The 26,073-nt window shown below is 71.4% G+C and carries 24 protein-coding genes; 15 read left to right on the forward strand and 9 right to left on the reverse strand.

What is annotated here, in order from left to right:
- Positions 1 to 9: 9 nt before the first annotated feature.
- The 4 genes from ACF1FZ_RS18410 to ACF1FZ_RS18425 are packed head-to-tail and all read right to left on the reverse strand — an operon-like array spanning position 10 to position 4,743.
- Positions 10 to 1,572, reverse strand: coding sequence for a beta-N-acetylhexosaminidase (locus tag ACF1FZ_RS18410; RefSeq protein ID WP_391774419.1), 1,563 nt, complete (start codon positions 1,570 to 1,572; stop codon positions 10 to 12).
- A gap of 59 nt (positions 1,573 to 1,631) precedes the next feature.
- Complete coding sequence (locus ACF1FZ_RS18415) at positions 1,632 to 2,471, reverse strand: carbohydrate ABC transporter permease (protein WP_391774420.1); 840 nt, start codon at positions 2,469 to 2,471, stop codon at positions 1,632 to 1,634.
- On the reverse strand, positions 2,468 to 3,436 hold the full coding sequence (locus ACF1FZ_RS18420) for a carbohydrate ABC transporter permease (RefSeq protein WP_391774421.1): 969 nt from the start codon (positions 3,434 to 3,436) through the stop codon (positions 2,468 to 2,470). Before ACF1FZ_RS18420 ends, ACF1FZ_RS18415 begins: the two co-directional genes overlap by 4 nt.
- Positions 3,437 to 3,477: 41 nt before the next feature.
- Complete coding sequence (locus tag ACF1FZ_RS18425; RefSeq protein WP_391774422.1) at positions 3,478 to 4,743, reverse strand: extracellular solute-binding protein; 1,266 nt, start codon at positions 4,741 to 4,743, stop codon at positions 3,478 to 3,480.
- Positions 4,744 to 4,990: 247 nt separating this feature from the next.
- On the opposite strand from ACF1FZ_RS18425, the gene ACF1FZ_RS18430 reads away from it, so the two are divergent.
- The 9 genes from ACF1FZ_RS18430 to ACF1FZ_RS18470 all read left to right on the forward strand — a co-directional run bounded on the left by ACF1FZ_RS18430 (position 4,991) and on the right by ACF1FZ_RS18470 (position 13,204).
- Positions 4,991 to 5,833, forward strand: coding sequence for a GntR family transcriptional regulator (locus ACF1FZ_RS18430; protein WP_391774423.1), 843 nt, complete (start codon positions 4,991 to 4,993; stop codon positions 5,831 to 5,833).
- 128 nt (positions 5,834 to 5,961) lie between these two features.
- The gene (locus ACF1FZ_RS18435) at positions 5,962 to 6,213 is read left to right on the forward strand and encodes a hypothetical protein (RefSeq protein ID WP_391774424.1); all 252 of its coding nucleotides are present in this window, start codon (positions 5,962 to 5,964) and stop codon (positions 6,211 to 6,213) included.
- The gene (locus ACF1FZ_RS18440) at positions 6,210 to 6,587 is read left to right on the forward strand and encodes a helix-turn-helix domain-containing protein (protein ID WP_391774425.1); all 378 of its coding nucleotides are present in this window, start codon (positions 6,210 to 6,212) and stop codon (positions 6,585 to 6,587) included. Before ACF1FZ_RS18435 ends, ACF1FZ_RS18440 begins: the two co-directional genes overlap by 4 nt.
- 155 nt (positions 6,588 to 6,742) lie before the next feature.
- The gene (gene uraD / locus ACF1FZ_RS18445) at positions 6,743 to 7,249 is read left to right on the forward strand and encodes a 2-oxo-4-hydroxy-4-carboxy-5-ureidoimidazoline decarboxylase (RefSeq protein WP_391774426.1); all 507 of its coding nucleotides are present in this window, start codon (positions 6,743 to 6,745) and stop codon (positions 7,247 to 7,249) included.
- Positions 7,250 to 7,297: 48 nt separating this feature from the next.
- The gene (uraH, locus tag ACF1FZ_RS18450) at positions 7,298 to 7,690 is read left to right on the forward strand and encodes a hydroxyisourate hydrolase (protein ID WP_033300442.1); all 393 of its coding nucleotides are present in this window, start codon (positions 7,298 to 7,300) and stop codon (positions 7,688 to 7,690) included.
- Between the two features lie 6 nt (positions 7,691 to 7,696).
- Complete coding sequence (gene pucL, locus ACF1FZ_RS18455; RefSeq protein WP_391774427.1) at positions 7,697 to 8,620, forward strand: factor-independent urate hydroxylase; 924 nt, start codon at positions 7,697 to 7,699, stop codon at positions 8,618 to 8,620.
- A 64-nt stretch (positions 8,621 to 8,684) separates the two neighbouring features.
- Positions 8,685 to 10,085, forward strand: a complete 1,401-nt coding sequence (locus ACF1FZ_RS18460) for a nucleobase:cation symporter-2 family protein (protein ID WP_391774428.1) — start codon at positions 8,685 to 8,687, stop codon at positions 10,083 to 10,085.
- Positions 10,086 to 10,130: 45 nt separating this feature from the next.
- The gene (locus ACF1FZ_RS18465; RefSeq protein ID WP_391774429.1) at positions 10,131 to 11,528 is read left to right on the forward strand and encodes an 8-oxoguanine deaminase; all 1,398 of its coding nucleotides are present in this window, start codon (positions 10,131 to 10,133) and stop codon (positions 11,526 to 11,528) included.
- Between the two features lie 224 nt (positions 11,529 to 11,752).
- On the forward strand, positions 11,753 to 13,204 hold the full coding sequence (locus ACF1FZ_RS18470; RefSeq protein WP_391774430.1) for a nucleobase:cation symporter-2 family protein: 1,452 nt from the start codon (positions 11,753 to 11,755) through the stop codon (positions 13,202 to 13,204).
- 64 nt (positions 13,205 to 13,268) lie between these two features.
- On the opposite strand, the gene ACF1FZ_RS18475 is transcribed toward ACF1FZ_RS18470, so the two are convergent.
- Positions 13,269 to 14,066, reverse strand: coding sequence for a chitosanase (locus ACF1FZ_RS18475; protein ID WP_391774431.1), 798 nt, complete (start codon positions 14,064 to 14,066; stop codon positions 13,269 to 13,271).
- 65 nt (positions 14,067 to 14,131) lie between these two features.
- On the opposite strand from ACF1FZ_RS18475, the gene ACF1FZ_RS18480 reads away from it, so the two are divergent.
- Together ACF1FZ_RS18480 and ACF1FZ_RS18485 are read left to right on the forward strand one after the other, a co-directional pair.
- A complete protein-coding gene (locus tag ACF1FZ_RS18480; protein ID WP_391774432.1) occupies positions 14,132 to 14,815 on the forward strand; it encodes an alpha/beta fold hydrolase in 684 nt (227 codons plus the stop codon).
- Between the two features lie 53 nt (positions 14,816 to 14,868).
- Positions 14,869 to 17,013, forward strand: coding sequence for a hypothetical protein (locus ACF1FZ_RS18485; protein WP_391774433.1), 2,145 nt, complete (start codon positions 14,869 to 14,871; stop codon positions 17,011 to 17,013).
- Between the two features lie 156 nt (positions 17,014 to 17,169).
- Here the strand turns inward: ACF1FZ_RS18485 and ACF1FZ_RS18490 are convergent, their stop codons facing one another.
- The gene (locus ACF1FZ_RS18490) at positions 17,170 to 17,778 is read right to left on the reverse strand and encodes a TIGR03086 family metal-binding protein (protein ID WP_391774434.1); all 609 of its coding nucleotides are present in this window, start codon (positions 17,776 to 17,778) and stop codon (positions 17,170 to 17,172) included.
- Between the two features lie 132 nt (positions 17,779 to 17,910).
- On the opposite strand from ACF1FZ_RS18490, the gene ACF1FZ_RS18495 reads away from it, so the two are divergent.
- Positions 17,911 to 18,888, forward strand: coding sequence for a fibronectin type III domain-containing protein (locus tag ACF1FZ_RS18495; protein ID WP_391774435.1), 978 nt, complete (start codon positions 17,911 to 17,913; stop codon positions 18,886 to 18,888).
- A 297-nt stretch (positions 18,889 to 19,185) separates the two neighbouring features.
- Here the strand turns inward: ACF1FZ_RS18495 and ACF1FZ_RS18500 are convergent, their stop codons facing one another.
- Entirely contained in the window at positions 19,186 to 19,791 is a 606-nt protein-coding gene (locus ACF1FZ_RS18500) for a GPP34 family phosphoprotein (protein WP_391774436.1), read from the reverse strand.
- Between the two features lie 420 nt (positions 19,792 to 20,211).
- Between ACF1FZ_RS18500 and ACF1FZ_RS18505 the strand changes: the two genes are divergently transcribed.
- From ACF1FZ_RS18505 to ACF1FZ_RS18515, 3 genes are all read left to right on the forward strand, one after another.
- Positions 20,212 to 20,658, forward strand: coding sequence for a DUF2267 domain-containing protein (locus tag ACF1FZ_RS18505; protein WP_391774437.1), 447 nt, complete (start codon positions 20,212 to 20,214; stop codon positions 20,656 to 20,658).
- Positions 20,659 to 21,189: 531 nt separating this feature from the next.
- Complete coding sequence (locus ACF1FZ_RS18510) at positions 21,190 to 21,762, forward strand: QsdR family transcriptional regulator (protein ID WP_391774438.1); 573 nt, start codon at positions 21,190 to 21,192, stop codon at positions 21,760 to 21,762.
- Between the two features lie 112 nt (positions 21,763 to 21,874).
- A complete protein-coding gene (locus ACF1FZ_RS18515; protein WP_391774439.1) occupies positions 21,875 to 23,221 on the forward strand; it encodes a hypothetical protein in 1,347 nt (448 codons plus the stop codon).
- Between the two features lie 108 nt (positions 23,222 to 23,329).
- On the opposite strand, the gene ACF1FZ_RS18520 is transcribed toward ACF1FZ_RS18515, so the two are convergent.
- Entirely contained in the window at positions 23,330 to 23,992 is a 663-nt protein-coding gene (locus ACF1FZ_RS18520; protein ID WP_391774440.1) for a lysophospholipid acyltransferase family protein, read from the reverse strand.
- Positions 23,993 to 24,352: 360 nt separating this feature from the next.
- Positions 24,353 to 25,972, reverse strand: a complete 1,620-nt coding sequence (gene aceB, locus ACF1FZ_RS18525) for a malate synthase A (RefSeq protein ID WP_391774441.1) — start codon at positions 25,970 to 25,972, stop codon at positions 24,353 to 24,355.
- Positions 25,973 to 26,073: the final 101 nt, after the last annotated feature.

A 26,073-nucleotide genomic window follows, 5' to 3' on the forward strand; every position in this document is an offset into this window, starting at 1 on the left:
GGGGATGAGTTACCGAGGGGATCGCGCTGTACCTGCGGACGCGGTCGCCAGGGACCGCGTGGTGAGAGGCCGGTAAGGGACACCGAGGGCGTCCAGCCGGGCGGTGTGCTCACGCAGCCGCTCGACGAATCCGGCCCAGTCGCTGCGCCCGCCGGACCAGGCCCGGTCCGCCAGGGCACACAGCCGGGGGTAGGTGAGGTATTCGATCCGTTCCGGCGTCGTCACGTACTCGGTCCACAGCTGCGCCTGTGTGCCGAGGACACGTGAGGCCTCCTCCGGAGCCCAGTGCGGGGGTGCCGGCTCGCTGGTGTGGACCGCGTGCAGGGGGACGGGATCGCCCTGCTGGGCGGGTGGCTCGCCGGGATCCGTGGACTGGGCGTAGTCCAGGTACGTGGCCCGGTGGTGCGCGGTCACCACCTGGTGTCCGCGCCGCGCGGCGGTGAGGGCGTGCGCGGGATCACGCCAGGTCATCACCGTGAACTCGGGGGGAAGCTCACCACCGGTCTCGGCCCAGCCGGTGGGCCTGCGGCCGTGGTCCACGAGGAACGAGCCGATCCGGCCCATGAACCAGCCGTGCAGATCGCCCGGCCCGGAGAGGCCCGCGGCCGAGGCGCGGTCCCGGGCAGCCGGACTGTTCTCCCATTCGCCCGTCGGGCACTCCTCACCGCCGATGTGGACGTACGGGGAGGGGAAGACGTCCATCACCTCCTCCAGCACGGTCCGGCAGAAGTCGAAGACCTCTTCGTGGACGCCGAGCACGGTGTCGCAGACGCCCCACCTGGTCCAGACGTCCAGGTGCCGCTCCGGACGGTTCCCGAGTGCGGGATAGGCCGCGAGTGCCGCGCGCACATGACCGGGCATCTCGATCTCCGGCACGACGGTCACCCCCCGCTCCCGCGCGTGACGGACGAGGTCACGCAGCTCGGCCTTGGTGTACGCGCCCGCGTGCGGCACCCCGTCGGACAGCGACTGGGCACGGTGCCCGCCCACCGACGTCAGGCGGGGGAAGGCGTCGACCGGCATGCGCCAGCCCTGGTCGTCGGTGAGGTGCAGGTGGAGGACGTTGAGCTTGTGCAGCGCCATCAGGTCCACGTAACGGCGCAGGTAGGAGACGGGCTGGAAGTGCCGGGCGACGTCGAGCATCGCGCCGCGCCAGGGATATCGCGGTACGTCGCTGATCTCGACGCACGGCAGTTCCCAGGACCTGCCCCGCGCACCGCCCGAGAGTGCTTCGGGCGGCAGCAGCTGGCGGAGGGTCTGGACGCCCCGGAGCAGACCGTCGGGCCGTGCGGCCCGCAGCAGCAGGGCCTCCGGTCCCACGGTCAGGCCGTACCCCTCGTCCCCGAGCCCGCCGAGCTGCGGGTCGAGCGCCAGGACGACCCGGCCCCCGGCGGAGGGCGGGAGGGGCAGGCCGGTCGTCGGGCCGAGGAGCGTACGCAGCAGTCCCGCCGCCGGTTCCGCGCCCGGCAGAGCACGCACCGCGGTGTCCTGGCCGAGGACGAAGCGGCCCGGACGCGGTGAGACCTTGCGGGGGCGGGGGACGAGGGAGAGCTCGGGGCGTGGTGCGGGCATGGGGGCCTCCGGGTTCGGGTCTCGGGCGGTTCGGCGGGGACGGCCGTTCGCGGACCGGCTCAGCCCTTCACGGCGCCGGCCGCGAAGCCGGAGGTCACATGGCGCTGGAGCAGAAGGAAGATCACCAGGGCGGGCAGGGCGAAGAGGGTCGAGGCGGCCATGGTGGCGCCCCAGTCGGTGCCGAAGGTGTTCTGGAAGGAGGAGAGCCAGACCGGCAGGGTGCGGTTGTCCTGCTGCTTGATGATCAGGAAGTTGGCGTAGGCGAACTCGTTCCAGGCGGTGATGAAGCCGAAGAGCGAGGTCGCCATCAGGCCGGGGGCGAGCAGCGGCAGCGCGACCCGCGTGAAGGCGCCTGTACGGGTGCAGCCGTCGACTTGGGCGGCCTCCTCCAGTTCAGGCGGGATCGTCGCGAGGAAGCCCCTGAGCACCACGATCGTGAAGGGCAGCGTGATCATGAAGTAGACGAGGGTCAGGGTGGGCAGCCGGTCGAGCATGTCCGTGTCCCGCGAAATGATGTAGATCGGGATGATCAGCGATTCCCAGGGCGCCATCTGGGCGACGAAGACCAGCAGCATGAACTGCCGCCGGCCCTTCCACCGCAGGCGTGCCACGGCGAACGAGGCTCCGAGTGCCACGACGAGGGAGAGCAGCACGGCCCCCAGCGTGACCAGGATGCTGTTGCGCCAGAAGAGTTCGAAGCCGTCCGCCTGTACGGCCCGGCGGAAGTGGTCCAGCGTCCAGGTGGAGGGCACGAGCCGGGGCTCGGCGGACCGGATGTCCCGGGACGGCTTGAAGGCGGTGGAGACCATCCAGTACACCGGGAAGAGGCAGACCACGACGGTCACGACGGCGGCGGCGTTCAGCGGGATCCGCCGGATCCGGGGGTGCGGCGAGCTCATCGGTGGTCGTCCTCCTGACGGAACATCTGGCGGAAGTAGAGGACCAGCACCCCGGACATCAGGACCACGGTGATCATCGAGGCGGCGGAGCCCAGGTCGTAGCGCTGGCTGGAGAGCGCCGTCTGGACCGCGTACACAGGCAGGATGGTGGTCGCGTCGCCGGGGCCGCCGCGGGTCATCACCCAGATCTGGACGAACGCCTTGAAGGTCCAGATCACCTCCAGCGAGAGGACCAGCATGAAGATCGGCCGCAGCATCGGGAAGGTGAGGGAGCGGAAGATGCGGGGCCCGGAGGCGCCGTCCAGGCGGGCCGACTCGTACAGTTCGGCGGGGACCGTGGTCAGGGCGGAGTAGAGGGTCACCGCCGCGAACGGCACGGACTGCCAGACGATCAGCAGGACCAGGATCGTGAAGGACGCCGTACCGTCGGCGAACCACGGATAGCGGTCGAAGGACCCGAAGCCGAGCGCCGTCAGCGACTGGTTGACGATCCCGAACTCGGAGTGGAACAGCCACTGGAAGACCGTCGTGGCCGCGACCACCGGCATGGCCCACGCGAGTACCAGCGAGCAGAGCACGACCGTACGGCCGGCCCGGCGGAGCCGCTCCGTCATCAACGCGACCAGCGTCGAGATGACCATGATCAGTACGACGTTGACGGCCATGAAGACGAAGGTGCGTCCGGTCACCTCCCAGAAGCGCGGGTCGGACAGCAGCGTCCGGTAGTTGCGTAGTCCCACGAACTCGGCGTCCCCGCTGATCAGCTGGCGGAGGCGGAAGTCCTGGAGGGAGATCACCACGGCCCGCACCAGCGGGTACACCAGCAGATAGAGCATGCCGCCGATCGCGGGCGCGACCAGGGCGTACGGCCAGAGGTTGCGCCGGGGCCGTCCGGGCCGCCGCCCCGGGGGTGTCTTCGGGGGACGGTGGACGTGTGGCGCGGGCCGTTCACGGACAGCCGGCACGGCGGGCCTCCTCTCGGTGGTGGGGCACGGCTGCGACCGGGTCAGGAGCCGGCGTTCATGGCCCGGGTGATCTCCGCGGAGGCCTTGGCCGCCTCCTCGGCGGCGTCACCGCCTGTGAGGACGGCAGTCATGTAGTCCTTGACCGGGTTCTCGGCTTCCACCGCCGCCCAGCCCGGGGTGTTCGGCGTCGCATGCCCGTTCGCCGCACCGACGGCCATCGCCGAGGCGCCGGGATCGTCCGCCACGGCGGAGGCGAGCGTGGTCCGGTTGGGCACGTAGCTCATCGCCACCGCGAGCTTCTTCTGCCAGGCGTCGCCCGTCAGCTCCTTGATGAAGGTCACCGCCGCGTCCGGATGGCCCGACGCGGCGGGTACGACCAGGTCGGAGCCGCCCGTGAACACCGCACCCGGGGTGCCGGCCGTCTTCCCCGGGATCGGGAAGAAGCCCAGCTCGCCCTTGAGCTCGGGGTTGTTCTCGATGACCACGTTGGCCCCGCCCGGGGTGGAGATGACCTGGGCCACCTGGCCCTGCGCCATCACCTCCGCCTGCGGCGGATCGTCCTCGTCGGAGTCCTTGGGGCCCTTGCCGAGTGCCTGGAGCTGGGCGTAGAAGGCCATCCCGCGCAGAGCCTCGGGTGTGTCGAGCGCGCCCTTCCACCGGCCGCCCGACTCGGTGGCGAAGTCGCCGCCCTCGTCCCAGATGAAGCCGCCCAGCGCGTACCAGAGCTGGCCCGGCAGGTAGATGCCCTGCGTGCCGCCCTTGTTCAGCTTCGTGGTGGCGTCGATCCACTGCTCGCGCGTGGTGATCGCCGCGGCGTCGACCCCGGCCTTCTCGAAGAGGTCCTTGCGGTAGATCACGACCCGGTTGGCCGCGTAGTACGGGATGCCGTACTGCTTGCCCTCGTACGAACCCGGCTCGGCCAGCCCCTTCAGCCAGTCCTCGCCGTTCAGCTCGGCCTTCCTGTCGCTGAGGTCCAGCAGGCCGCCGCTCTCGGCGAACTGCGCCACCTGCGTGTTGCCGGCCTCGATCACGTCCGGGGCGTCGTTGCTCGCGAGGGCGGCGGTGATCTTCTGTCCGATGCCGTCCCACTCCTGGATCTGGATCCTGACGTCGATGTCCGGGTGAGCCGCCTCGAACCCTTCGGTGAACTCCCTCTGGAACGCGGCCGAGACGCTGTCACGCATCAGCCACACGTCGACCGTCGTCGCGCCCCCGGCCCCCTCGGCACCGTCGCCGCCGGAACTGCAAGCGCTGAGAGCGGCGGTCGTCACGAGCGCGGACACACCGGCAAGCAAGCGGTACTTCACGGTTCACCTCAACGGGAAGAGACCTGACCACCTGACCAGTGAAGCCCACTGGACAGCTCACCTCTTGATGCTGGACGAAGGTGGCATAGACCAATGGGGTCGTCAACCCCCTTTGTAGCAAGGAGTATTGGTGAATCAAGTGATGTCCTGTCTCTGTTCCTGCCGGCGTGGGTGGTTAGACTTCCCCTGACCAGTGGCCATCAGTGGCCCAACTGGTAAAGAGAGCGGGACGCGCGGAGGGGGAGCCATGGAAGCCGACGTACCGGGGACGGTGCTCAAGCGGGAGCGTGCGCGCGACGCCGTCCTGGAGCTGATCGAGAGCCGTAGCCCCGGGGACGCCATACCGTCCGAGCGGGCCCTCTGCGCCCTGCTCGGCGTGTCCCGGCCCACTTTGCGCGCCGCCGTCGACGAACTGGTGGCCGCCGGCCTGCTCGTACGGGAGCACGGACGCGGGATGTTCGTCGCGCCCGCGAAGATCACTCAGGAGCTGGTCTCCGCCGACCTCGCCCTGAGCGTCCCGCGGGCCGCAGGGTCGTGGTCGAGCAGACTGCTGGAGTTCGCGACCCTCCAGGCGGGAGCCCGGGTCGGCCGCAAGCTGCGGATGTCGCCCGCCGACGAGATCGTCTACGTCGCACGGCTGCGCCTGGTGGACGGCGCCCCGATGGCGATCGAGCACCTGCACATCAGGGCGGCGCTCGTCCCCGGCCTGTCGGCCCAGGAGCTGGAGGACGGCGATCTCTACGAGCACCTGCGCCACACCCACGGGGTACATGTGCGCGAAGCGGTCCAGGCCATCGAGCCCACCGTCGTCACGCGGGCGGAGGCCCAGCTCCTGGAGGTCCCCGAGCTCTCCCCGGCCCTGCTCTTCGAGCGCCTGACCTCGGACACCGCCGGCCTGCCGGTGGAGTACGTCCACTCGCTCTACAGGGGCGACCGCTACCGGATCGTCTCCCGGCTCGCGCTCGGCCCGGCCGCCGCCACCGCCGGTCTCGTCAGGGACGGGCACCACCCGGGGATCCCGCCCGGCGACTTCGCGCACGGCGACCCGATCGCGTCGTCCACCCGGGGGGACATCCAGGCCGGGCCGTGAAGCCCGGGCCGCCGTGGCGCAGGCCCGCCGTGTGGCGGGCCGGAAGCCTACGGGCCCCGGGGCCGGTGCTCTAGGGTCGGGGCGAGCCGTGCGAGCCGACCGACACGGCGGGACATGAGGGAGGCACCGTGCGCTTGAGGGTGGAATTCACCACCGAGCCCTTCGATCTCGACGAGGCACCCGCCCACGCGGTGGTGGCACGTGAGGTCATCCAGACCGCCGACCTGGACGCGGTGGACGTGGGCCCCTTCGGGAACACGGCCGAAGGGGGCGCCGACCAGGTCCTCACCGCGGTGGACTCCCTGCTGCGCCGGGCGCTGGCCTCGGGCGCCACCCGTGTCTCCCTCCAGGTCAACGTGATCGGGGAGGACACCCCGTGACCGAACCGGCCGACCACCCCCTGGTCACCGCGGTGAAGCCGCTCGTCGACGCCATGGGTGCCGAACTGCTCGACCCGGAGCACGCCACCACCGAGGACGTGGTGCTGGCGTGGGAGGGGGCGGACGTCATAGCCGTGCGGCTCCCGCAGCTCTCCGAATCGCTCGACCACATCCTGGCCGCGATGGAGCGACGGCACGGGATGCCACTCGCCGAGCTGGACCGCAAGACCAAGCAGCGCGTCGTGCGGACCCTCGAGGCACGCGGTGCCTTCTCCGTGCGGCATGGGGTGGAGACCGTCGCCGGAGCGCTCGGGGTCAGCCGCTTCACCGTCTACAACTACCTGAACCGGGACAATGGCGCCAAGAGCGAGTAGCTGAGCGTAATGCGGGTCCAATGCCGTCGTCCGTGAACTCGGGCGGCGGCATCATCTGTTCGTGGAATTTCAACAAACTGTTGACGTGGTGTTGCGAAGGGCGTTAGCTATCCGCAGCCCGACAACGCACAGCGAAAAAAGCCACGGAGGCTCCCGTGACTACGAGCTCCACACCGGGCCTCGCCCGGTTCAACACCCTGGCGGCCGAAGAGGCCGCAGCCGCGCTGCACGAGGTGTGTGCCAGTGCGGCCTGGGGAAGCTTCCTCCTCGCCCACCGGCCGTACGCCGGAACGGAAGCCCTGTTCTCCGCCAGTGACGCCGCCATGGCCGAGCTCTCCGCGGAGGACCTGGCCGAGGCGATGGCCGGCCACCCGCCGATCGGCCGCCCCAAGCCGGGGGACCCGGCCTCCGCCCGTGAGCAGCGGGGGATGGCCGGAGCATCCGAGGAGCTCAAGGCGGAGATGCTCGAACTCAACCTGGCCTACCAGGAACGGTTCGGACACGTCTTCCTGATCTGCGCCACCGGAGCCACCGGTGAGCAGATGCGCGACGCGCTGAAGGCACGGATCGGCAACTCGCCCGAGCAGGAACGCGAGATCGTCCGCACCGAGCTGGGCAAGATCAACCGCATCCGGCTGACCCGCCTCGCAGAGGATTCCTGAGGACCAGGACCTCGTACAGCACTCCCGAGAACAAGGAGCGTGACGGTCTTGAGCACCGACACCACCGCATCGGTGTCCACCCACATCCTGGACACCAGCATCGGCCGTCCCGCCGAAGCCGTCACCGTCTCCCTGGCCGCCCGTAGCGGCGGCGACGCGCAGTACGTGACGCTCGGCGGATCCGCGACCGACGCGGACGGGCGCTGCAAAGACCTGCCGGCCCTGCCGGAAGGAACCACCCACGTACGGCTCGTCTTCGACACCGAGTCGTACTTCACCGCGAAGAAGCAAGCCGAGGCGCAGCAGGACGCCCCCCGCGTAAGGGACAGCGGCGCGTTCTTCCCGGAGGTGGCGATCGCATTCGCCGTCACCCCGGGCGAGCACTATCACGTACCGCTGCTGCTCAACCCGTTCGGCTACTCCGTTTACCGAGGGAGCTAGCAGACAATGCCCACGATTCTCGGCCAGAACCAGTACGGCAAAGCAGAGAACCGCGTCGTCAAGATCACGCGGGACGGCGACACCCACCACATCAAGGACCTCAACGTCTCTGTCGCCCTCTCCGGCGACATGGACGACGTCCACTACTCCGGCTCCAACGCCAACGTCCTGCCGACCGACACCACCAAGAACACGGTGTTCGCCTTCGCCAAGGAACACGGCATCGAGTCCGCCGAGCAGTTCGGCATCCACCTCGCCCGGCACTTCGTGAGCTCGCAGGAGCCGATCGAGGTGGCCCGGATCAGGATCGAGGAGTACGCCTGGGAGCGCATCGCCACCTCCGACGGCAACTCGAAGTTCATCGGCGCCGACGAGGTCAAGCACTCCTTCGTCCGCAAGGGCCAGGAGACGCGCACCACCCAGATCACCTTCGACGGTGAGAAGTGGGAGGTCGTCTCCGGCCTCAAGGACCTCAGCGTCATGAACTCCACCAACTCGGAGTTCTGGGGCTACGTCAAGGACAAGTACACGACGCTGAAGGAGGCGTACGACCGCATCCTCGCGACCGACGTCTCCGCCAAGTGGCGGTACAACTGGACCAGCGACGAGGAGCGCATGCCGAACTGGGAGAAGTCCTACGAGCAGACGCGCAAGCACATGCTCCAGGCCTTCGCGGAGACGTACTCCCTCTCGCTCCAGCAGACTCTCTACCAGATGGGTTCGCGCATCATCAACAGCCGCAGCGAGATCGACGAGATCCGGTTCTCGCTGCCGAACAACCACCACTTCCTCGTCGATCTGGAGCCGTTCGGCCTCAAGAACGACAACGAGGTGTACTTCGCAGCCGACCGTCCCTACGGCCTCATCGAGGCGACGGTGCTCCGGGACGGCGTCGAGCCGAAGATCCCGGTCGACATGACCAACCTCTGACGCGGTGCTGAACCGGCCCCCGCCCCCAGCGGGGCGGGGGCCGGTTCATCCCGGAGGAAAAACCATGGCACAGCCCGCAACGGGGCCGGCGAAAGGCCCACGTACCGCACCACCGCTCCCTGCCGCCACGGCAGTTCACCCGGTGGACGAAAAGCTCCCGCCCTCGCGGCTCGTACCCGCCGCGCTCCAGCACATCGCCGCCATGTACGCGGGCGTCGTCACCCCTCCGCTCATCATCGGCCAGGCCGTCGGGCTCGACGCGGCCGGCATGACCCGTCTGATCGCGGCCAGTCTCCTGATCGCGGGACTCGCCACCCTCCTCCAGACCCTCGGTGCCGGACGGTTCGCCGGGAACCGGCTGCCGTTCGTCAACGCGGCGTCCTCCGCCGGCATCGCGCCCATGCTCGCCATCGCCGAGACCAGTGCCCCCGGCCGCCAGCTCCCCGCGATCTACGGGGCGGTACTGGTCGCAGGTGTCTTCTGCCTCGCCGTCGGCCCGTTCTTCGGACGGCTGCTGCGCTTCTTCCCGCCACTCGTCACCGGGGTCGTCATCACCCTCATCGGCGTCACGCTGATGCCGGTACCGGTCGGCTGGGCACAGGGAGGCGATGCCACCGCCGCCGACTTCGGCGCCATGAAGTACCTGGCGCTGGCCGCCTTCACCCTCGTCGTCATCCTCGTGATCCAGCGCTTCGGCCGCGGCTTCGTCAAGCAGGTCGCGCTGCTCGCCGGCATGTTCGTCGGTACGCTGGCCGCGATCCCGTTCGGCCTCGCGGACTTCTCCGCGCTCGGCTCGGCCCCCGTCGCCGCCCTGCCCACGCCCTTCGCCTTCGGGCCGCCCGAATTCCAGCCCGCCGCGATCCTCTCCCTGTGCATCGTGATGCTGGTGCTGATGACGGAGTCGTCCGCCGGGATGCTGGCGCTCGGTGAGATCTGCGACCGGCGCACCGACGGCCCCACCATCACCCGCGGTCTGCGCACCGACGGCATCGCCACCCTCCTCGGCCCGGTCTTCGGGGGCTTCCCGACCAGCGCCTTCGCCCAGAACGTCGGCGTCGTGTCACTGACCAGGGTGCGCAGCCGCTACGTGGTGGCCGCGGCGGGCGGCGCCCTGCTGGTCCTGGGTGCCTTCCCCGTACTCGGGGCGGTGGTCTCGCTGGTGCCGATGCCCGTGCTCGGTGGCGCCGGCATCGTCCTCTTCGGCTCGATCGCGGTGAGCGGCATCCGGACCCTGTCCGAGGCGGGCCTCGACGACAGCTCCAACATCATCCTCGTAGCGGTGGCACTCGGCGCGGGCATCATCCCTCTCGCGGCACCCGCCTTCTACGCCGGGTTCCCGTCCTGGGCGCAGACCGTGCTCGGTTCCGGGATCAGTGCGGGAGCGCTCGTGGCGGTCCTGCTCAACCTTTTCTTCCACCATCTCGGCACCCACAGCCGTAACGCTGTGGCACTCAAATCCCCCTAGGGCCCTGCCGTGCCCACACCGCCAGACACAGAAGAGGGAAGCACCATGGCAGCTCCGGCAGATCCAAGGACCACTCGACGCCTCGTCATCGAGAACTGCTCGATAGCCACCGTCGACGCACACGACACCGAGTACGCCTCGGGACACGTCGTCGTGGCGGACAACCGGATCGAGTCCGTCGGCGCGGGCAAGGCGCCGGAGAACCTCGAAGGCGTCGTACGGCGCATCGACGGCACCGGACACCTCGCCACACCCGGCCTCGTCAACACCCATCACCACTTCTACCAGTGGATCACCCGGGGCCTGGCGACCGACCACAACCTCTTCGACTGGCTGGTCGCGCTGTACCCGACATGGGCGCGCATCGACGAGCCGATGGCACGCGCGGCCGCCCAGGGGTCGCTCGCGATGATGGCCCGCGGCGGGGTCACCACCGCCATGGACCACCACTACGTCCACCCCCGCGGCTCCGGCGACCTGTCCGGCGCGATCATCGGCGCCGCTCGCGACACGGGCGTGCGCTTCATCCTCGCCCGCGGCTCCATGGACCGCAGCGAGAAGGACGGCGGGCTGCCGCCGGACTTCGCCGTCGAGACCCTCGACGGGGCACTCGCCGCAACCGAGGCGACCATCGACGAGCACCACGACACCTCCTTCGGCGCGATGACACAGATCGCGGTCGCCCCCTGCTCGCCCTTCTCCGTGTCCACCGAACTGATGCGCCAAGGAGCCGAGTTGGCCCGCCGGCGCGGCGTGCGCCTGCACACCCATGGTTCGGAGACCGTGGAGGAGGAACAGTTCTGCAAGGAACTGTTCGGGATGGGGCCGACGGACTACTTCGAATCGACCGGCTGGCTCGGTGACGACGTGTGGATGGCGCACTGCGTCCACATGGACGACTCCGACATCGCGGCCTTCGCCCGTACCGGCACCGGCGTCGCGCACTGCCCGTCCTCCAACGCCCGCCTCGCCGCCGGTATCGCCCGGGTCCCCGACATGCTGGCCGCCGGTGTCCCGGTGGGGCTCGGCGTCGACGGAACGGCTTCCAACGAATCCGGCGAACTCCACACAGAGCTGCGCAACGCCCTCCTCGTCAACCGCCTCGGCGCCCACCGGGAGAAGGCGCTGAACGCGCGTCAGGCGCTGCGTCTGGGCACGCACGGCGGCGCCCGGGTCCTCGGCCGCGCCGACGAGATCGGTTCCCTGGAGCCGGGGAAACTCGCCGACCTCGTGCTGTGGAAACTGGACACCCTGGCCCACGCCTCCATCGCCGACCCCGTGACCGCCCTGGTCTTCGGCGCCGCCGCCCCCGTCACCCTCTCCCTCGTCAACGGCAGGACCGTCGTCGAGGACAGCCGCCTCACCACGGTGGACGAGGACGCCATCGCCCGCGCGACCCGCGACGAGGCCAGGCGTCTGGCACAGATCACCGCCGGAGCCTGATGCTCCGTACCCCCTGACAGGCCGGCCGAGGGGGACGGCCCTCGGCCGGCCGCCGTGGACCGCACGGGTTCACGGCAGCCTGTGGGGTGCGCGCACGTCCCGTATGCGCACCCCACAGGGGAACCAAAGCTGCCCGCACCAGCTGCACGACCTGCATGAACGCACCACTCAGCACCACCTCCCTGACACCCACGTCGCCGACGTGTACCCGACCGGAGGAAGCCGTGGCAGCTACGCCCAGGTTTCGTAAGAACGCAGTCGAAGGAAGCGCAGCAGAAGGAGGCGCGGCCGCCGGCCGGGACCGGATCCACCCGGTCGACGAGAGGCTTCCGCCCCTGAGGATGTTCACCAGCGGCCTGCAGCACGTGGCCGCCATGTACGCGGGTGTGGTGGCCCCGCCCATGATCCTGGGGCCCGCCGTGGGCCTCAGCGCCAAGGAGACCGCCTTCCTCATGGGGGCGAGCCTCTTCACCGCGGGGATAGCCACCCTGCTCCAGACCCTCGGCTTCTGGCGGATAGGCGCCCGGCTGCCGTTCGTGAACGGCGTCTCGTTCGCCGGGGTGACCCCGATGATCGCAATAGGCAAGGACCGCGGCCACGAAGGCATAGCCGTCATCTTCGGCGCGATCATCGTCGCAGGCCTCCTCGGCTTCCTCCTCGCTCCTTACTTCTGCAAACTGGTGCGGTTCTTCCCGCCGGTCGTCACCGGCACCGTCATCACACTGATCGGCGTCTCACTGCTGCCGGTTGCCTTCAACTGGGCGCAGGGCGGCAACGCGACGGCCGACGACCACGGCTCGATGACGAACATCACGATGGCCGCCGTCACCCTCGTGATCGTGCTGGCCCTGCGCAAACTGCTCCGGGGCTTCCTCCAGCAGATCGCCATCCTGCTCGGCCTCGTCGTCGGCACCCTGATCGCGATCCCCGCCGGCATCACCGACTTCGGAGCGCTGGGGGACGCCGACCTCGTCGGCTTCCCGACGCCGTTCCACTTCGGCGCACCGCAGTTCGAGATCGCCGCCATCATCTCGATGTGCATCGTGATGCTGGTCTGCATGACCGAGTCCACCGCCGACATGCTCGCCCTCGGCAAGATCGTCGGCCGCCCGGCGGACGAGCGGACCATCGAGGGCGGACTGCGCGCCGACACCCTGGGCAGTGCCGTCAGCCCGCTCTTCAACGGCTTCATGTGCAGCGCCTTCGCCCAGAACATCGGGCTGGTCGCCATGACCAAGGTCCGCAGCCGGTTCGTCGTCGCCGCGGGCGGAGTCATCCTGGTGCTGCTCGGACTGATCCCCGTGGCCGCGTCCGTCATCGCCCTCGTACCGCTTCCGGTCCTCGGCGGAGCGGGCATCGTGCTCTTCGGGTCCGTCGCGGCGAGCGGCGTCCAGACGCTGGCCACCGCCGCCCTCGAGAAGGGGGAGAACGCCCTGATCGTCGCGGCGGCCGTCGGCGTCGGCCTGATACCGATCGCCGCGCCGGGCTTCTACCACGCCTTCCCCGAGGACCTGCTCGTCGTCCTGGACTCGGGCATCTCCACCGGCTGCGTGGTGGCGATCGTGCTGAACCTGGCCTTCAACCACTGGGGCCGGACGCCGGACACGGATCCGGGGACCGAAACCGCGGACAGCGAACAGCCGAAGGACCCGATGGCCCTGCCGGTCGCCCACTGACCCGGCGGTGCGCGTACGGAGGACCCCGCGGGTCCTCCGTACGCGCACCCGTGCGCGGGTGCGTTCAGTCGATGCGGAAGCTCTCCCCGTAGACCTGCCACACCAGCGGGGTCTCCAGCTGGAGCTTCCCCTCACGCACGAAGACGCGTTGGGCGCCCTCCACCCGGCTGGTGTCACTGTGCGAGGGCTCCTTGCGGAGGGCGGCCACACGGGCGTCCAGGAAGGCGTTCAGATATGCCTCCTCGTCACCACCCTCGGACGGCGGATCGGCCTCGGCCACGGCCCGGTCGCGTATCGTCCGGAAACCGACGGTCCCCGCGGCGTCGGCGTAACCGTGCATCACATAGGCGTCGTAGTAGACGAACTGCCCCAGGGCGCTGAGCCCGTCGGCCTCGGCACGCCCGACCGCCGGGTCGAAGTACGTCCGGTCGCGCTCGCCGTCCTGCGCCGACCGGAACGCCGGATCCGCCGCCGCCTTCACCCAGGCCCCGGTGAACGCGTCCCCCAGTCCCTCGTGCGAGTCGCTGCCGTTCACCGCACGCAGGGCCGGCAGGAAGTCCTCGAGCGCGTTTCCCGGGCGGTCCGCCGTGTAGCGCTCCACGACCTTCAGCATGTCGCCGGTGCCGGAGCAGAATCCGATGATGCCGGCGGTGTAGCCGCGGCCGTCGCCGATGTCCTCGATGTAGCCGTACTGGGCCTTCCAGTCGAGCGTGGAGTTCTCCGCGCTGGACACCAACTGCATGGCGATGTCCTTCTTCGCGGGGTCGTCGAGCCCTTTCTCGGGGGAACCGGAACCGGACCCGGAACAGCCGGTCAGGAGGAGGACCGCGACGGTGGCGAGGGCGAGACGTCTGTGCTTCACGCGACAAGCGTGCCAGGCCAGGGGGGCGGAGCCGGCCGGGGCCCGGCGCCTGTAGCGTTCGCGATATGGAAGATCAGTCTGTTGTGGACGTCGGCGATGTACGGCTGGCGTACCGGACCTGGGGCGACCCCTTCGGCTCGCCCGTCGTCCTCTTGCACGGTCTCGGCGGCTCGTCCCTGAGCTGGGAGGCGGTGGGCACCCTGCTCGGCGAGGAGTGGCGGGTGTACGCCATCGACCTGCGCGGGCACGGCGAGAGCGACTGGCCCGACGAGTACGCCTTCGAGCAGATGCGGGACGACGTCCTGGAGTTCCTCGACGCCTGCGAACTCGACCGGGTGGGCCTCGTCGGCCACTCGATGGGCGGAGTGGTCGCCTACCTGCTCGCCGAGGAGCACGCGGACCGGGTGGAGCGGCTGGTGCTGGTCGAGACCCCGCCGCCGTTCCCGGGACAGCCGGCCGACGACAGCCGCCTGCAGGGCCCGGTGGACTACGACGAGAACGCGGTCTCGGCCGTGCGGGCTCAGATCGCCGATCCGGATCCGCGCTGGGAGGAGGAACTGGGGCAGATCGTCGCTCCGACGCTGATGATCGCGGGGGGCCCGGAGAGCAGCATGCCGCAGGGCGGACTGGCCGACATGGCCGCCCTCATCCCCGACTGCCGGCTGATCACCCTGGGCGGCGGTCACCAGGTGCACAAGAAGCACGCGGACCAGGTGGCCCAGCAGATCACCGAGTTCTTCACCAGCTGAGGCGACCGGCTGCGCACCCGGCGCTGTCAGTGCCGAGTGCCATGATCCACAGCATGGATCCCAGCCGCTTCCCCGCCGAAGCCGACGCCCACCCGTGGGCCGGTCTCACGCACGCCTACGGCAGCGCCGCCGACGTGCCCGGTCTCCTGCGGAGCCTGGCCGGGGAGGACGAGGAGAAGGCGGCGGAAGCACTCTCCGGCCTGTACGGCAGCATCCTGCACCAGGGCTCGGTGTACGGGGCCACCGCCCACGCCGTGCCCTGCCTCGCGCGGATCGCCGGAGCCGGGATCCGCGTGGCGGACGTGCTGGCACTGCTCGGGCGCATAGCGGAGAGCGGAGCGGACGACGGCGAGAGCGACGAGGCCGCCGCACGCCGTGCCGTGGCCGCCGAACTGCCCCTGCTGCTGGCGTCGGTGGAGGCCGAGGACAGCGGCGTACGGCAGGCGGCGGCCTGGGCCGTGGCCATGACCGGTGCGAAGGCCGAGGCGTACGGGGTGCTCCGGGAGCGCTTCGCGGCGGAGACCGATCCGCAGGTCCTGGCCGAGCTGCTCGGCGGTCTGGTCCACCTGGATCCGGTGGGCACAGCCGCCCTGGCAGCGGGGGCCATCGGACCCGGCAGGCCTGCCGAGGTGCGTGTCGCCGCGCTGATGGGATGCGTGGACGCGGGGGCGGAGTGGGGCCCGGAGCACCACGACGCCATGCTCGCGTTGCTGCCGGCCGACGGTCTCGTGGCCGGCCGCATGGACCTCGATCGCAACGAGCCCCTCCGGTACGTCATATCGTCCCTGCTGCTGCGGGACACGCCCGCCGGCCGGGACGGTGCGTACGAACTGCTGGGGGCCGCACTGCGCGACGAGCGGCCGGGGGTGCTCGCCGAAGCCGTGTGGGCGGCGGAGTCCGCCGTGCAGGTCTCGCGCAGCGCACGGCGGCGGCTCGCGGGCCCGCTGCGCGACGTGGTCCGCCGGAACCCGTCGGTCACGGGAGAGGTGCTGTCCTTGCTCAGGCTGCTCGGCGGGCACGCGGCGCCTGCCGGTCCCGTACTGGCGGAACTCGCGGCACGGGACGACGAACGGGCGGACCAGGCACTCGCGGCGCTCGTCGACGTCGACGCGGAGCGGGCCGTGCCGCTCCTGGCCCAGGCCCTGGGCCGCCGGCCCCGGGCACTCGACGCCGCGTGCGGGGGCCTGTTCGGCGCACCCCGTGTTCCGTACGACACCGCCTTGCTCGTGGCGGTGCGGGCCCGGCTGGCCGATCCGGAAGGACTCAGCGACCAGGAACCCTTCCGCTACGCGGCCCTGCTCGAGGCCTGGGGGAGGCGCGCGTCCCACGCCCTGCCCGAAGCGCTGGGGGCGTTCGGAAGGTTCCCCCAGCAGATGGCGAGGGCGGTGGCCGCGGTCTGCGCCCCGGAGGACCGGGCCACAGCGGCCGAGGCGCTGCGCGGGCACGCTTGGGGGCAGCGGGAAGGGAGGCTCGCCGCGGCCAGAGCCCTCTGCGCCGTCACGGAGGACGCCGAGCCCTTGCTGGCCGTGCTGACGGAGCAGTTGAGGGGCGGCGGGGCGCACGGGACGCGTGAGGCGGCGTCGGTCGCCGCCGGACTGGGCCCACGCGCGGCAGGACTGCTGCCCGTCCTCGAGGCAGCGGTGCGCGACCGTGCCGCGTCCCGCACGATCCCGGACCTGGACGCCGACGTCGCCGTCGCCGAGGCGCTGTGGAGGATCACCGGCCGTGCGGAGGAAGTGGTGCCTCTGCTGCGCGGAGTGCTGGAAGAGACCGAGCTGAGCTGGATGCGCTGGACGGTCGCCAGGGCCGCACGTGTCACCGCACTGCTGGGCGGCGAGGGCCGTCCGCTCACCGAGGCTCTGTGGAAGCTGCTGCCGGATCCGCTCCGGAGCCCGGCGATCGTGATCGCGCTGCGTGCGGTGGCCCCGGAGACGCTGGACGTGCGTATGGCGGCGGGACTGCTGCTGGACTCGGCCGAGCAGGACGCGGACCCGTTCACGGCGCTGGACGCGCTCCAGGAGCTCGGCCCCACCGCGATGGCCGGCGGACACCGCCGTCGGCTGACGGAGCTGGCCGAGCGGGATGTGCGGGTGACCTCCTCCAGCGCGGACACGGCTACGGCACCCGCCGACGAACGGTTCCAGGCGCGGGCGCGGGAGGTGCTGCGGGCGCTCCGGGAGCCGGACGAGCGGGCCTGAGCCACGGGGCGGTCCGGAATCCGGCGGGCGCGCCGGGCCGGGCGGAGCCGTACCCGGGGTGCCCCGGACGGAGGGTGGGCACCCGCCCGGCCCGGAGCTTTCGCGCGAGTGCGGTCCTCCCGGCCGGCCGGTTCCTCACGCGCGACCGCAGGGGGGTCAGCCGCCCGGCTGCCAGTCGGGCCGCCGCCCGCTCAGCGCGATCACCCGGTCGACCAGCGGTGTGCCGGCCGGGACGGGGACCGGCGGGCCGAAGATCGCGTCGGGGCCGGACCTGTCGTCGTCCCCGGGCGCCAGCACCGCCTCCGACGAGCGCAGGCTCGCCTCGTCCGCCCGGAACTCCTGCCCCGTGGACCGGGCCAGATCCCAGCCGTGCACGACCAGTTCGTTCCGGACGACCATTCCGGCGACCCGGCCCGGCAGATCCACCCCGCCCGCCCGGGTCATGCCTTCCACTGCGGCAGGGGAGCGCCAGGCTGCGACCAGCTCGTCGAGCAGGGGCGGCAACGCCGTGCGCCAGTCGGCGGGCAGGACCGGCAGGTCCGACGTGGGGGAGGTGTCGGTGGTGGGGCCGGGCTTCTTGTGTGCCGCGTCGCGGAAAGCGACTGTCAGTCCCAGCAGGTGCCCGAGCAGTTCCCGTACCGAGTAACCGGGGCAAGGAGTCGGGCCGGTCAGTTGCCGGTCGCCGACGGAGCCGATCAGCTCGCGGATCTGCCGCGCGGCCGGTTCGAGATCGATGCCGGGCGCGGTTCCCTCATGCGTGTCCATACCCCTTCAGACCCTTCCTGGGCCCGGAACTCATCGCGGACATCGCGGAACGTTCCGATCCGCCCTCTTGCCGGGGGTCCCGTCCGCATGGCATATAGGTCTGGACCATTGCTGTCGGAGGAAGGCATCATCGTGCAACGCCCCCACGCACGCACCGAGTCGGCCTGTTCCGTTGCGCTGCTCCTCGCCGCGCTCACCGCCTGCGGCGGATCCGCGGAAGCGGACACCAGGAATCCGACAGCCCCCGGGGGCGTGACGGCCCAGGCCGGCAGCGCCACCTCCGTACACGTCATGTGGGAGCGGGCCTCGGACAACGAGGGGGTCACCGGCTACGACGTCTACCGCGAGGGCAGGAAGGCGGCCTCGGTGGACGCGACGAAGCTGATGACCGACATCGAAGGGCTGGCCGCGTCCACGGCCTACACCTTCACCGTCAGGGCCCGCGACGCCGCCGGGAACGTCTCGGCCCCCGGCGCCGCAGCCCCCGTCACCACGCCTGCCACCGGACCCGCCGACGAGGAACCGCCGACCCGACCGTCGAAGCTGCGGGGCGAGGCGGACAGCGGCCGGACGGTCACCCTGTCCTGGGGTGGCTCCACGGACGACGTGGGCGTGACCTCGTACGACGTCTACCAGGAGGATTCCAGGATCCACAGCGTCCCCGGCACGCGGACCACGGCCAGGCTCACCGGACTGAGGCCCGGCACCGTCTACACCTTCACCGTCCGTGCCCGCGACGCCGCCGACCGGTCCTCGCCGGACAGCAACGCACTGGACCTCACCACCCCGTCCGCGCCGGGGGCTCCCGCGAGTACGGCGCCCACCGGGCTGCGGACGGAGACGACGGTGCAGGGCAAGGAGTTCCTGGTCGACCTCTCCTGGGACCAGCCCGAGACCGGCGGCACGATTCCGGCGTACCAGCTGTTCCTGGACGGAAAGCTGACCACCACGATCGTCTGGGGCGGCACGCCGCCCGCGGGCCGCGCGACCTACCGGCTCACCCTGACCGACCCGCCCGGCACCCGCTACTCACTCAAGATCCGGCCCAAACTCCCCGACGGGACGTGGGGGGACTTCTCGGCCCAGCGCACGGTGGTCCTCCCGGGCTGACTCCCGCCCGCCACCCGGCGGGGAGGCGGCCGGGGTGGTGCCACGCGGATGGAGGGGCAGGGGAAGAGGGGTGGTGGGCCGGCCTTCGGGAACGAGCTCGTGAGGCCTTCTCCCGGGGCCGGCCGGACCCCTCACGGCCGCATGCCCGTCCACGGGGCGCATGCGCGCTCCGGCCGGGGAGCGTACGGGCGGGGTCCGCGACGGGAGCGGTGGCCGGCGGGGCTCCGGCCGGAGCGGGTGACGGACCTGCCACGGGCGCCGGCCGGACGGCCGTTCACCTCCGTGGCCGGAACCGGATCACGGCCCGCGCCAGAGATTGGCGAAGGCCGCGTTCTCGATGGCCCGCCTCTGGCGTACGGCCTCCAGTTCCATCACCGCGTCGTGGACGGCGGCCACCACGGCCGTCGCCGCGTCGTCGCCGGGGCCGGATCCGTCGTCGGACCGGCCGTCGTCGATGCCCACGGCCGAGGCGAGGGCGGCCAGGACGGGCTCCTTCGCCTCCCAGCGGCCGGCTGCCCGGCGGCGGCCGGGCGTATCGACCGGTTCCACGCGTTCCGGCCCGAAGGGCAACCGTCCGTTCCGCTTCCGTGTCAGCTCGCCGTCCTCCTCGAGAGCGGCCTGGTACGCGGCCGAGAGGTCTCGGCCCCGGCGCCACAGCCAGTCCTCGATCCGCTCGTGAGGCGGTTGCCGGGTGAGCCGCGCCGCGGCCTCGCCGAGGAGCTGGTCCTCCGGCGCCGCCGGCCCGCCCGGCACGATGCGGTCGCCGTCCACGGTGAGGGCCCCCGCGCCGATGAGATCGATCAGCTCGGCTCCCGCCAGGGCGAGCGACAGGTCACCCTGGCCCACGGCACGCTCCGGTCCCGGCTCCATGGCGATGATGAACAGGTCTTTCGCCGTGGTCATGAACGGCTCCCCTCGCAGACATCGACAAGGCGCTTCCCCGCCGGCCCGGTCCGGCGTCCGGAGCCGGTTCGCGGCGAGGCGACTGCCACGATCAGTATCGTCCGCTCGGACGGCTTCCGCGCCGGCCTGTTCCGCTTCACCTCGACCGGCCGGTCGGTCCCTGGCCGTCCGGCCCCGGCTTCGGCCACCAGGGGCGTCGCGGGCCGGTGATCAGCACCCGGTACGTCGGCCGGCGATCTCCCCCGCCGGCCCCGGACGGGCGCTCCCCCGCCGCGGCCGCCCTCTTCGTCGCGCCGGTGACCGCACGAGGCGCCGACGCCAATAATGCGTAATATATCCTTATTACAACTTTCGCCCGGTTTCGGAGTATCCGGCGTGAGACTCCCGAGACCCCGGAGCACGCCGCATCTACCGAAGGGGATGGCCGCATTGCAGTACGACGAGCTGATCGGCAAGGTCCAGGCCAGGGCGCAGCTGTCCGGCAGGGGCGACGCGGAGCGCGTGACCGGTGCGGTGCTCCGGACGCTGGCGGAACGGCTGCCCGACGGACTGACCGGGCACCTGCTCGCCCAACTGCCGTCGGCGCTGGCCGCTTCGGTGAGCGACGGGACCGGCGAGGCAGGGACTCCGGCCCATGGCCCGGAGCACAGCGGATCAGGCGAGCGCTTCGGCCTCACGGCGTTCGCGGGCAGGGTCGCCTGGCGAGCCGGAGTACCCGAGGACGTCGCACTCCGGCAGACGGCCGCCGTGTTCGAGGTCCTGGACGCGGCTGTCGCTCCCGAACTGATGGAGAAGCTCACAGCCGCACTGCCCGCGGACATCGGAAAGCTGCTGCCCACGGCGCGGGCCCGCGAGGCCGGGGAGTAGGAGGCGCACAGGCGCCCCGGCCCCGCGGGCGCCACAGCCGGCAGCGGGAGAAGGAACGGAGCCGCGGCCGGGCGGACAGAACCGGCGCACCCGCCGCCGTTGACGCACGTGTTCGAGACGCCCGGGTGGCGGGGCGTCGTCGTCCGGCCGGTGACAGTTCCGCGCGGCGAACCGCCACGGGATCCCGCCCGGCCATCGACAGCGGGCTGTCGCCGAACGGACGGAAGCGGATCCGGCGCGGCTGACGACCGGTCGCCCGGCAGCCCCCGCGGCCGTCGCCCCGGAGGCGGTGGAGACGAGGTCCGCTGCCATGGCGTCGAAGGTCCCCCGGCAGAAATGGTCCTGTCACGGAAGCCCTCTTCCGGGAACCCCCGCACGGCGAACCAGGGGGTGCGGCCCTCGACGCCGCCTCGGAGGCGGCGGCAGCACGCGCCGCCGCGCCTCGTGCGACCACTCGTCCCCGACGGCGTCCACGCGCTAAGGTACCGGGCCCCGGCGGCGGCGCCGGAGTCGATGGAGGAGGCGGTCGGCATGTCAGGTGCGCGGGCTTCCCGGCGTGTGGTCACCCGGGGACACGTCGTCCACAGTGCCTGCCGCTTCTTCCTGCGGAACGGCACGGTGGACATGGGCGCACTCGCCCAGGAGCTCGCGGTGAGCCGGGCGACGCTCTACCGCGTGGTCGGCAGCCGGGACGCGCTCCTCGCCGACGTGCTGTGGGACCTGGCGGCGCACCTCCTGGACCGGGCCCGGCGCCGGCGTACCCGGGCGGGTGTGGACGGGGTCCTGGAGATCACCCGCTACTTCGTCACGGCCCTGCGCGCCTCCACCCCCTTCGAGGACTTCCTGCGCACCGAGCCCGAGACGGCCCGGCGTCTGCTGACCGGCGGATGCGTGCACCGCCGGGCTGTCCTGGCCCAGCGGGGCATCCTGCTGGAAGCGGGGGAGGGAGACCGCCCCTGGCCCCGTTCCGGCATCGACGATCTGGCCTACCTCTACGTCAGAGTCGTCGAATCGGCCCTGTACGCCGAGCTGTTGAGCAGCCGCAGGCCGGACCTCGCCCTGGCCGAGCGCACTGCCCGCGCCGTGCTCCGGCAAACCCGCTGAACGCCGTCGCGCGTGATCTGAGACCGCGGTCTCACCCTCGGGCCGGCGGCTGGCCGTCCGGTTCGCGTCGGCCTTAGGTTCCGACTCCGACGACGGTGACTCGGAGGACACGATGACCGGTACCCAGCAGGCCCTGACGGGCCGGACCACGCTCCTCGCTGTGTTTCTGGCGCTCGCCGGGACACTCACCGCCCTCACCGCGCCGACGCAGGCGGCGACCGCACCGCGCACCACCGTCAATCCCGTGATCTTCGTGCACGGGCAGGAGGGTTCGGCCCAGCAGTGGCAGTCCCAGGCCAAGCGGTTCTCCAGCAACGGCTACCGCGACGACCTGCTGTACGCCCACGAGTACGACACCTCCGTCGCGACCGACGACCACGCGGTAGCCGGGCTGGAGGGACTGGTCGATTCCGTCCGGGCGCGCACCGGCGCGCAGAAGGTCGACATCCTCGCCCACTCGCGCGGTACACGCGTGCTGCACGCGTACCTCTCCGTGCCGGAGCGTGCGGCGGAAGTTGCCAAGTACGTGAACCTGGACGGCCGTACGGCGGCTGCGCAGCCCGGCGGGGTGCCCACCCTCGCCATCTGGAGCAGTCTCCAGCCGAACGGGTCGATCGGCGGAGCGGTCAATGTCCACGAGCCGCAGGCGGGACACACCGAGAGCGCGACGTCCGCCGAGAGCTTCGCCCACATCTACGCGTTCCTGCGGGGCAGGCCTCCGCTCACCACCCGGGTGCTGCCCGAGGTGCCCACCTCCGTGGAGATCGCCGGCCGCGCCGTGCACTTCCCGCAGAACACCGGCCTCGCGGGCCGCCTCGAGGTATGGAGACTCGACCCCGCCACCGGCGCCCGGGCCGGATTCCTTCCTCAGCATGTCGTGCGGACCGGCGCGAACGGTGCCTTCGGTCCGCTCGAAGTCGGCGGACGCGGGCACTACGAGCTGGCGTTCGTCCGTGCCGGCGAGCGCACCAGCCACTTCTACTTCGAACCGTTCGAGCGCAGCGACCGCTTCGTACGCCTGCTGGTCTCCCCGCCGGGCGGCGTCGCGGACTCCGTCGACGCCTGCACCGGGCACACGGCGCTCACCATCGTCCGCGCACGCGAGTGGTGGGCCGGGACGGCGGACGACGACCGGCTGCGTATCGCCGGGACCGACGTCCTCAACCCGGCGGTGTCACCCCGGCTCCGCCAGATCCTGGGCCTGTTCGTGTTCGACGAGGGGTGTGACGGTGCCAGTCACCTCGATGCGGCGCTGCCGCCCTTCGACCGGATCCCGTTCCTGACGGCCACCGACCTCTCGCTCCAGGCCGACCCGCAGGCCCGCGGCACCGTCCCCGTCACGCAGACGATGCGCGGGTCGGGCGTGGAGGAGACCATCGCCGTGCCCAACTGGCCCTCCGACCGCCACACCGTGTCGCTGCTCTTCAAGGACTACGTGGACATCCCGTCGGGCGGGTGAGCCGGAAGCCGTACGGCGGTGTGCCGTTCCCGGGCCGCACGGTCCGGGGACGGCGCACCGCACCGGCGCCCGGCCCGGCCCTTCGCCCCCACCGGGACGGAGCGCTCCTCAAGAAGCGAGCGCGGCGGGTTCTCCGAGCTGTGCGGCGGCCGTACGCCAGGCTGCCGTCACCGCGGTGCGGGCCTGCTCGGTCCGGGCGGCACCGTCCGCCGTCCACTCGAGTGGTGCTCCCACGTGTACGTGCAGTTCCGGGCGGCGCAGCGGCGCCGTGACCAGGCCCGCGAGCTGCTTGGGCACGCTTCCCGAGGTGATCCGACGGGCGCCGGCCTGGCCGACGGGCACCACCGGAGCCCCGGTCCGCTGTACGAGCCGTGACAGGCCGCTGCGGAAGGCTCCGGGGGCTGCCTCCGCCGCGTCCGCCCGGTACGCGATGCCGCCCTCGGCGTATATGAGGACCAGGTGTCCGCCATCGAGCGCTTCGGCGGCCCGGTCCAGGGCGTCCGCCGCGCGCCGGTCGCCCCGGTGGACGGGGATGTGGCCCTCGAGCGCGAGCGCGCGGCCGAGTACCGGGACGCGCCACAGCCCGGCGGCCGCCATGACGACCGGGTGAACTCCGAGGCGGTGCAGGGCGGCGAGCACGACGGCGGGGTCGGCCAGCGAGGTGTGGTTCGCGACGGCGATGCTGCCGGGAGCGAGTCGGGCATCCGCGTCGGTGGTGACCGTGAGGCGGCCGACGACGGGCACCAGGACGTCGGCGAAGCGGCTGAGCATGTCCGGACTCCTGTGTTCGACGATGCTGCTTGCCATCGTCGGCTGCCGGGGGCGCCGGAGCCTGAGTAGCCGCACTCATATCTCGCGGCAACCGTCTGGCGGCAGCGGGGCAGGAGGCGGGTTTCCTGCCCCGCTGCCGCCAGACGGTTGCCAGGACCTCCACGCCCAGGGCCGTCAGCTGCTCCACCACCGGATCGCGGAGGCCGGCGTCGCGTCCGGTTCCGGTGTGCCGGATGAACGTCCTGCTGCTGCGGACCACCGCGTGCGTCGTCCGCATGGTGGCCACCGCCCTTCCCGTATGCCGGAAGCGCCGCACCCCGGTGCGGTGAACGGCGGGGTGCGGCGCTCCGTGGCGGGCTGTCAGCCCAGCTGCTCGTACGCCGGCAGCGTCAGGAAGTCCGCGTAGTCCTGGTCCAGGGAGACCTGCAGCAGGAGGTCGTGGGCCTGCTGCCACTTGCCGGACTCGAAGGCCTCCTCGCCGATCTCCGCACGGATCACGGACAGTTCCTCGGCGGCGACCTTACGGGCCAGATCCGCTGTGGCGTGCTCGCCGTTCTCGAAGACCACGTCCGCGTTGATCCACTGCCAGATCTGCGAACGCGAGATCTCGGCGGTGGCGGCGTCCTCCATCAGGTTGAAGATGGCGACGGCACCCATGCCGCGCAGCCACGCCTCGATGTAGCGGATGCCGACGGCGACCGCGTTGCGCAGGCCGTCGTACGAGGGCTTCGCGTCCAGCGTGTCGATGGCGATCAGGTCGCCCGCGGCCACCGAGACGTCCTCGCGGAGGCGGTCCTTCTGGTTCGGCCTGGTGCCGAGGACGGCGTCGAAGGAGGCCATCGCGATCGGGACCAGGTCGGGGTGGGCGACCCAGGAGCCGTCGAAGCCGTCGTTCGCCTCGCGGTCCTTGTCCGCCTTGACCTTCTCGAAGGCGACCTTGTTGACCTCGGCGTCACGCCGCGAGGGGATGAAGGCAGCCATGCCGCCGATGGCGTGCGCGCCGCGCTTGTGGCAGGTGCGGACCAGGAGTTCGGTGTACGCCCGCATGAACGGGGCGGTCATCGTGACCAGGTTGCGGTCCGGCAGGACGAACTTCGAGCCGCCGTCGCGGAAGTTCTTGACGATGGAGAAGAGGTAGTCCCAACGGCCCGCGTTCAGCCCGGAGGCGTGGTCGCGGAGCTCGTAGAGGATCTCCTCCATCTCGTACGCGGCGGTGATCGTCTCGATCAGGACGGTCGCGCGGACCGTTCCCTGGGGGATGCCGGCGTAGTCCTGGGCGAAGACGAAGATGTCGTTCCAGAGGCGTGCCTCCAGGTGCGACTCCGTCTTCGGCAGGTAGAAGTACGGGCCCTTGCCGAGGTCGATCAGGCGCTGCGCGTTGTGGAAGAAGTAGAGGCCGAAGTCGACCAGCGCACCGGGCACCGGGGTGCCGTCGAGCTGGAGGTGGCGCTCGTCCAGGTGCCAGCCGCGCGGGCGCGTGACGACGGTCGCGAGCTCCTCGGCGGGCTTCAGCGCGTACGACTTGCCCGACTTCGGGTCGGTGAAGTCGATGTTCCGGGTGTACGCGTCGATCAGGTTGAGCTGACCTGTGATCACGTTCTCCCACGTGGGGGCGGACGCGTCCTCGAAGTCGGCGAGCCAGACCTTGGCGCCCGAGTTCAGGGCGTTGATGGTCATCTTGCGGTCGGTCGGGCCGGTGATCTCCACCCGCCGGTCGTCCAGCGCGGCCGGGGCCGGGGCGACCTTCCAGGTGTCGTCCACACGGACCGCCTCCGTCTCCGGCAGGAAGTCCAGCGTGGAGGTGCGGGCGATCTCGGCGCGGCGCTCGCCGCGGCGGACGAGCAGTTCGTCACGCCGGGGCGTGAACCGCCGGTGCAGCTCGGCCACGAACGCGAGGGCCGCATCGGTCAGGACCTCGTCCTGCCTCGGCAGGGGCTCGGCATCGACGATGGCCAGCGGGGACGGCGCTGGTGCGGACATGAGCTGTCACTCCTTCAGCGGGTGGTGCGGCGGCATCCCATGGCCGCCGGGTCACCCGGGACGGCACGGGGTGCCAGGGCTCCGAGATACGGCCATGGGTA

It is taken from the genome of Streptomyces sp. NPDC014623, assembly GCF_043088245.1.
GTDB lineage: Bacteria > Actinomycetota > Actinomycetes > Streptomycetales > Streptomycetaceae > Streptomyces.